This is a genomic window from Gemmatimonadaceae bacterium, assembly GCA_020852815.1.
In the GTDB taxonomy this organism is placed as follows: Bacteria; Gemmatimonadota; Gemmatimonadetes; order Gemmatimonadales; family Gemmatimonadaceae; genus SCN-70-22.
The window spans coordinates 21,098-28,660 of the sequence record JADZAN010000026.1; the positions used below are offsets into that span (position 1 = coordinate 21,098).

The 7,563-nt window shown below is 67.6% G+C and carries 3 protein-coding genes; all 3 read right to left on the reverse strand.

Features of this window, described 5'->3' with window-relative positions:
* Positions 1-76: 76 nt before the first annotated feature.
* On the reverse strand, positions 77-3,643 hold the full coding sequence (locus IT359_15230) for a PD40 domain-containing protein (GenBank protein MCC6930336.1): 3,567 nt from the start codon (positions 3,641-3,643) through the stop codon (positions 77-79).
* 229 nt (positions 3,644-3,872) lie between these two features.
* Complete coding sequence (locus IT359_15235; protein MCC6930337.1) at positions 3,873-5,588, reverse strand: hypothetical protein; 1,716 nt, start codon at positions 5,586-5,588, stop codon at positions 3,873-3,875.
* On the reverse strand, positions 5,588-7,563 hold a 1,976-nt coding region (locus IT359_15240), incomplete at its 5' end, for a hypothetical protein (GenBank protein MCC6930338.1). The genes IT359_15240 and IT359_15235, both read right to left, overlap by 1 nt.

The window sequence follows — 7,563 nt, forward strand, 5'->3', positions numbered from 1 at the left end:
TCGCTGTAGCGCAACTATCGCCTCGCCCTGAACGACGAACGGCGCCTCACGGCGCCGTTCGTACTCCCGTCCGAGGTTACCGAATGCCAGCGGATGCACTCGGCAGCGAGTAACTCCACGGTTGCGGCGGAAGCTTGCGCTGGCGCGGATAGACCTCGTCCAGCGTGTTGGCGTCGTAGAGGCGCCCGTTCACCATCACCATGCTGATGGTGTTCGAGTTGCGGATGTTCTGCAGCGGATCCTTATCCAGGACCAGGAGGTCGGCCATCTTCCCCGCCTCCAGCGAGCCCACGTCCTGCGCCAGGCCAATCGCCTCGGCGCCGACGATCGTCGCCGAGCGAAGGGCGTCGTGCGTCGAGAGCCCGCCGCTCTGCAGGAGCCAGAGTTCCCAGTGCATCCCCAGGCCTTGCAGCTGGCCGTGCGATCCCACGCCGATGCGACCGCCGGCAGCGACCGTCTTGGCCACGTCCTCGGCGTGCTGCCACATCGCGTACTCCTCCTTCACCGCGAAGCCGGCCGGGCCAGGGGCGTTCCCCGCACCGCGACGGCGGATCTTGGTGTCGAAGTCGACCGGGTGCGTGAAGGTGCGGAGCTTCTTGTCCGAGAGCATGTCCTCGCTCTGGTAGAACCACCCTTCACCGAACGGGCCGCCGTATTCGACGATGAGCGTCGGCGAGTTGGTCACCTGCGTCGCCTTGTACCACTCGAAGACGTCGTTGTACTTCGGCGTGATCGGGATGGTGTGCTCGATCCCCGGGTAGCCGTCGATCCCGTGCGTGATGTTGAGCTTCGTGTCGAGCCCGCCCTCGGTGGTCGGCATGATCCCCAGTTCCTTCGCCGCCATGATGATCCACTGCCGCTGCTGGCGGTTGCCGGCCATGTACATCTTGAGCGTCTTGGTGTCGTAGTACTTCGCGTACCGCGACAGGACCTGCTTGGCGTGCTCGAGGTCGCGTACCGGCTCGCTCCAGAAGACGCCGGGGCCGGTGGTGTAGATGCGCGGACCAACCATCTCGCCGTTGGCCACGCGATCGCCGTACGTCATGAAGTCGGTCGTCGACGTCTGCGGATCGCGCGTCGTCGTGGTCCCGTAGGCGAGCGTGGTGAGGTACTGCCAGGTCTGCGTGTTGTGCACCTGCGGGGTGAGCCACTGCGGGTGATAGTGCGTGTCCACCATCCCCGGCATGATCACCTTCCCCGCCACGTCGATCTCCTTCGCGCCGGCCGGGATCTCCACCGCGCCGCGCGCGCCGATGGCAACGATGCGGTTGTCGCGCACCACGATGTCGGCGTTGTCGATGATCTCCTTCCCCTTCATCGTGATCGCCTTCGCCCCGCGGAAGACCGCCGTACCGCGCGGCACGTCGCGCGTGGCGGCGACGGCGATGCGCATCTCGTCCGGCTTGTAGCCCGGCTTGGGGGCGTTCTTCTTCGTCGTGTCGGCCTTGGCGATCGAGTCGACCCGGGCGAAGGAGTCCTTCTTCGCCGGGTCGGCGCGCAACGCGGCGACGCGCCTGGCGTCGGCCTTGAGCGAGTCATCGACCACCTTGGCGCGGTCCAGGTCGTACGTCCAGAGCGCGTTGCCTAACGACCACATCACCTTCTTCCCGTCGCGGCTCCACGTGGGGAACTCACCCCCCACCTCGTTGAGCTTGCGCACCGGGACCGAGGCCGCGGCGGGCATCGCCACGGAGACCGTCGGCGCCGAGCTGCCGATCACCGGGATCGCGATCACGTAGAAGTCCATCCCGACCATCGCCAGCGCCCGGTCGCCCTCGGGGGCCATCATCACCAGCGCCGCCGGCGGCGGCTGCGGTGGCATCGGCTCCATGTCGTGCCCGTCGCCTAACGTGGACGCGTGCAGCAGGTGCGGGCTCACCGTGGGGCGCGCGGCACGTCCCCCCACCCACGCCTTTGCCACCTGCACGTCGAGCCCCGCGTCGAGCGTCATCGAACCGCCAACGCCGGGGAAGCCCATCCCCGGCGGCAGCGGCCCCGTCACCCGCAAGTGCGTCTTGAGGTCGGTCCCGTCCCAGCGGAACGAGACGAGCCCCTCGCGACCGCCGTAGGCGAAGATGCGGGTCGCATCCTTCGTGAAGTGCGCGTTCCCCATCCCGCCCGTCGGCATGATCACCGTCGTCGCCCCACCCGTGGCGGGGATCCAGACAAACTCCGCCGCGGCGGGGCCGAAGAAGGCGGCACCGGCTTCTTGCATCTCACGGGCAGCGGCGCGCGTGGCAACGATGCGATCGCCGCCTGGCGACCAGGCCAGGTCGGCGTAGAGCCCGCCCGACGTCAGCGTCTGTGTGCTCCACCCTTTCTTCACGTCCCAGTTGGCGCGGACGATGCTCCCCCCCTGCGCGTCGGTCCACGTCGTCCATGCCAGCGACTTGCCATCACTCGACCAGGCGGGGCCGAACTCGCCAAGCTCCGAGCGGCTCACGCGCGTTGGCGTCCCCGCGGGGAGGTCGACGACGTAGATCTTGTCCAACGATGAAAAGGCGAGCTTCGTCCCGTCGGGCGACGGGGCAATGTCGCGGATCTGCCGTGCGGTGAACGACGACGACGTGTCGACGCGCCACTTGAAGGCGACCTCGGGTCCCATCTCCAGCTTCACCTCGGCCTCGAACGGGACCTTCGACGGCGCCGTCCGGTCGACCGGGACGCGCCAGATCTCGCCGCCATACGTCACGACGATCGAGCGCGAATCGGGGGTGAACGAGTAGCCCGGATAGGCATCGAGCGGGGCGCGCGACTCGGTCTCGTCGCGCTGCACGGGAAAGGCGAGCCAGTCTTCCTGTTGCGTCTCGAGGTTGCGGAGGCGCAGCCCGGTCCTGGTCTCGAAGCGCGTCGCGTAGACGAGGTACTTCCCATCGGGCGAGAGCGCCGGACGGAAGGCCGAGCCGAAGCGCGTCGACGTCTGCGACACGCGCCCGGTCTCCTTGTCCCAGACGTAGAGCTGGTACTGGGGGCCTAACGCGTTGTACTGCCAGTCGCCCTGACGCGCGGCAAACCAGAGATAGCGGGGATCCTTGCCGTAGGCGGCGCCGGTGAGCTTCATCTGCGGCGGGATCGCCGGCGTCGCCGTGAGCGCGACGCCGTTGCCGCCGTCGACGTGGTACATCCAGAGCTTCGCCGTCCCGAACAGCCCGCCCGCCTTGGAGACGACGATGTACTTCCCGTCAGGGGCCCACTCGGGGGAGATGTACTCGTTGTCGTTCCCCTTGGTGACCTGCGTCGTGTCCTTTCCGTCGAGCGAGAGTGTCCAGACGTTGAGCCCTCCCGAGCGATCGGAGACGAAGACGATCGACTTCCCGTCCGGCGAGTAGCGCGGCTGTGCGTCGTACGCCATTCCACTCGTCAGGCGCGTTGCCTTGCCACCGGCGATGGGGAGCGTATAGAGGTCGCCCAGCATGTCGAAGACGATCTGCTGCCCGTCGGGCGAGACGTCGAGCGAGATCCAGGTCCCCTTCGTGGTGGTGAACGTGTGGGTGCGCGCCGTCTTGAGCGGAAGCGTCACCGCCGCGGCGCCGCCAGCTGCAGCGCCCGGGGGACCGCCTTGCGCCATCGCGGGGGCGAGCGCGGCGGAGAGTGGAGCCGCCAGGACGAGCGCGGCGAGGGTCAGGGAGAGACGTTTCGTCATCGAACCGCTCACGGTTGGTCGTCAGTCGCCCTCCGCGTCTCGCGGCGCAGGCGTATCGCTCCGGACAGCGCGGCCGGCACGATCGCGGAAGCATACGGGGCACCGGCCCGGTTGTGCCAGACGCTGCCGGGGGAAAGTGGCGCCCGACCGACGAGTCATCCCCACTCCCCAGCCTTCGCTGGGGCAGGCCTCTCGTCCCCAGCCTTCGCTGGGGCAGGCCTCTCGTCCTCTAGAATCGATACGTCAGCGCCAGCATCAGCTGCATGTTCTTCTGGAACGCGCCGGTCTCGCGGTACGTCGAGGCCATCAGGTAGAGCGAGCGCCCGATTCCGACGTCGGCGTCGGCGCCGATCCAGGTAGTGCTGGTGTTCGACGACACGTCGTTCTCGAGCGAAGGGTTCCGGAACGTATCGCCGCGGCGCCCGCCGTTGATCTGGACGCGGAAGTTGCCCACCGGCTGCATCTCGATCGACGCCGCGCTCAGGTCGCCCGAGGCGCGTTCGCCGCTGTAGCGGGTGGTCCGGAGCTGGAAGCCCAGCTGGAGCGGAGTGATGCGCGTAACGTGGATCGAGCCCGTGTAGGAGTCGGCGACACCGGCCGCCCCCCCGCGCGAGGTGCGGGCGTCGCCGTCGATGCGCAGGTGCCCGAGCACATAGAGCGAGGCGCCTCCCCACGCGCCTTGCCGGAACGAGTCGTCGAAGTCGATCTCCGGCGTGAGGAAGTCGCGGTAGAGACGGACCGAGCGCCGGTTGTCGTAGCCGCCAAAGACGGTGAGCGCGTTGTTGGGTGAGACGCGCAGCATGGCAAAGGTCGACGTGGGCGTCGCCGACGACGACTCCTGCTCCGCCTTCCACCCGCGATTCACGTCGACCTCCTGCGCGGTGTAGAGCGAGAGGTACTTGTTGTTGAACATTCCCTGCAGGTAGGCGAACTCGCGATCGATCGTTCCGCCGGAGTACGAGCCGATCCCGCCGGCGGTCATCGTCCACGTCGCCGGCGCACTGGGGGCGTTGTGCAGCTGCACGTAGGCGCCGTGCTCGCGCACGTCACCGGAGTAGCCGAAGGTGCGCGGGTCGGGCTGCGAGCCGGAAAATCCCCCAACGCTGAAATGCCGCCGGTCGATGTCGAGCGCCAAGCCGTCAAAGAGCCCAACGGGCGACAGCGCCGTGGAGAACTGGCGCCCCAGCTGCACGCGCGTCCCGGAGCTGGCGGGGTTGAAGATCAGCGCCGTCTGGTAGGCGCGCGTGGTACTGGAGGGCGACGTGCGACCGCTCTGACCGTAGTCCTGACGGTAGGCTCGGACGTCGACCGTGAGGCCAAAGGGCGAGCCCCCGATGTTGCGTCCGTCGAGGCGGACGTCGAGGCCGGGCTGCGAGAGCGCCAGTCGCGAGTCGCCCGCGTCCTGCTGCATGCTGAGGTAGCGAATGCCGAGCCGCCCGCGAATGGAGGCGGACCGTCCGCGGGCGCCGCTACGCGCCAGCTGCCGTGCCCTGGCCGAGTCGGCGGGCGCCGCCTCGCGCGCCGCCTGGGCGACGACGGCCGGAACGGGGGTAAAGCGCGCCGAGTCGCCGACCTGCACGGGTGACGCCGCATTGAGGACGGTGCACGAAGCGCGCGTCGAGGACACGTAGGCGACGGCAATCCGCGCAATGATGTTGTTGCCGCGCATGACGTCGAGCTGGCTCCCTTCCTTGAGGCCGGCGCGCGTCCCGGCATCGATGTAGATGGATGCTCCGCTGATGTAGGTGACGTGGGCCCAGCCGGCGCGCGGTTGCTGCGGGGCGGTCGCGGGTGCGGTCGCCGGGGCGGTCGCTGGGGCGGCCGCGGGTGCCTTCGCACGCGCGTCCTGCGCATGCGCCGCGCACGGCGACAGCACGCGCAGCATCGCGAGGCTCACGGCCATCACCCGCCCAACGCGTGCACCGGACTTCCACGCGACGGGCATCAGTCGCCCCTCGGGTGGCAGGCGTAGCACTTGGCCGAGTTGTACTGATAGCCGCTCTTTCCCCGGTGGTCGGCGTCCACGCTGGCCTTGTTGTTGTGCTCGTGGCACAGGATGCACTCGAACTGCTTGTAGTTCGACGAGACCTGGTGACAGTCGGCGCACGTGGTCCACTCACCCTTGTGCTTCCCGGAGTAGATGGGGAAGTACGGCCCGTCGTGATTGAAGGTCGCGCCCAGCCACTGCGTCGTGGTGTGGCACGTCTGGCACGTCGTGGGGAAGGCAGCCGTCGAGTGCCTGGGATTGGTCGTGTTGTTCCAGTCGGTCTGGTGACAACTGAGGCAGAGTGTCGGTTTCCCCTTGTAGACCTTGTCGGCGTGACAGTCGATGCAGAGCGCCGACATGTGCTTTCCGGTGAGCGGGAAGAGCGTCTTGCTATGGTCGTAGATCCCGCCCGGCCACCGGGTGGTGGTGTGACACGTGGCGCACAGTGTGGTGAAGCCGGCCGCCGCATGGTGCGGATTGGTCGACGTGTTGTACTCCGGCTGGTGACACGAGGCGCACGCGGTCGGTTTTCCCTTGTACACGCCGTCGGCGTGGCAGTCCACGCACGTCGCGGTGAGGTGCGCGCCGGTAATCGGGAAGAGCGTGTTGTTGTGGTTGAACACCGCCCCCAGCCACGTGGTGAAGCCCGTGTGGCACGTCTGGCAGGTGGTACCGAAACCGGATGTGGAGTGCTTCGGGTTCGTGGTGTTGTTGTACTCGGTGAGGTGGCAGGAGACGCAGGTGGTGGGCTTCCCGTTGTAGACCTTGTCGGAGTGGCAATCGATGCACCTCGCCGTGGCGTGATTGCCGCTCAATGGGAACGAGGTCTGCGTGTTGTGGTTGTACGTCCCGCCAGGCCACTGCGTCGTGGTGTGGCACGAGGCGCACAGCGTGGTGAAGCCCGCCGCGGCGTGGTGCGGATTGGTCGACGCGTTGTAGTCGGCCTGGTGGCACGACGCGCACGCCGTGGGCTTCCCCTTGTAGACGCCATCCGAGTGGCACTGCAGGCAGGTCGCCGTCAGGTGCGCGCCGGTGAGCGGGAAGAGGGTGTTGTTGTGGTTGAACACCGCCCCCAGCCACGTGGTCGTGCTGGTGTGGCACGTCTGGCACGTCGTGCTGAAGCCCGACGTGGAGTGCTTGGGCGTGGTGGTGTTGTTGTAGTCGGTGAGGTGGCAGGAGACGCAAGTGGTGAGCTTCCCCTTGTAGACCTTGTCACTGTGGCAGTCGATGCACTTGGCCACCGTGAGGTGATTCCCGGTGAGCGGGAAGAGCGTCTTGCTGTGGTCATACGTCCCGCCGGGCCACTGCGTCGTGGTGTGGCACGAGGCGCACAGTGTGGTGAAGCCCGCCGCGGCGTGATGCGGGTTGGTCGAGGCGTTGTAGTCCGCCACGTGGCACGACACGCATGCCGTCGGCTTCCCCTTGTACACGCCATCCGAATGGCACTGCAGGCAGGTCGCCGTCAGGTGCGCGCCGGTGAGCGGGAAGAGAGTGTTGTTGTGGTTGAACACCGCCCCCAGCCAGGTGGTCGTGCTGGTGTGGCACGTCTGGCATGTGGTGCTGAAGCCCGACGTGGAGTGCTTGGGGGTGGTGGTGTTGTTGTAGTCGGTGAGATGGCAGGAGACGCAGGTCGTGGGTTTCCCGTTGTAGACCTTGTCACCGTGGCAATCGATGCACTTGGCCACCGTGAGATGATTGCCCGTCAGCGGGAACGACGTCTGGGTGTTGTGGTTGTAGGTGCCGCCCGGCCACTTGGTCGTGGTATGGCACGAGGCGCAGAGCGTGCTGAAGCCGGCCGGCGCATGATGCGGGTTGGTCGACGCGGTGTAATCGGCCTGGTGGCACGACGCGCACGCCGTCGGCTTCCCCTTGTACACGCCGTCCGAGTGGCACTGCGTACAGGTAGCGGTGATGTGCGCCCCCGTGAGCGGGA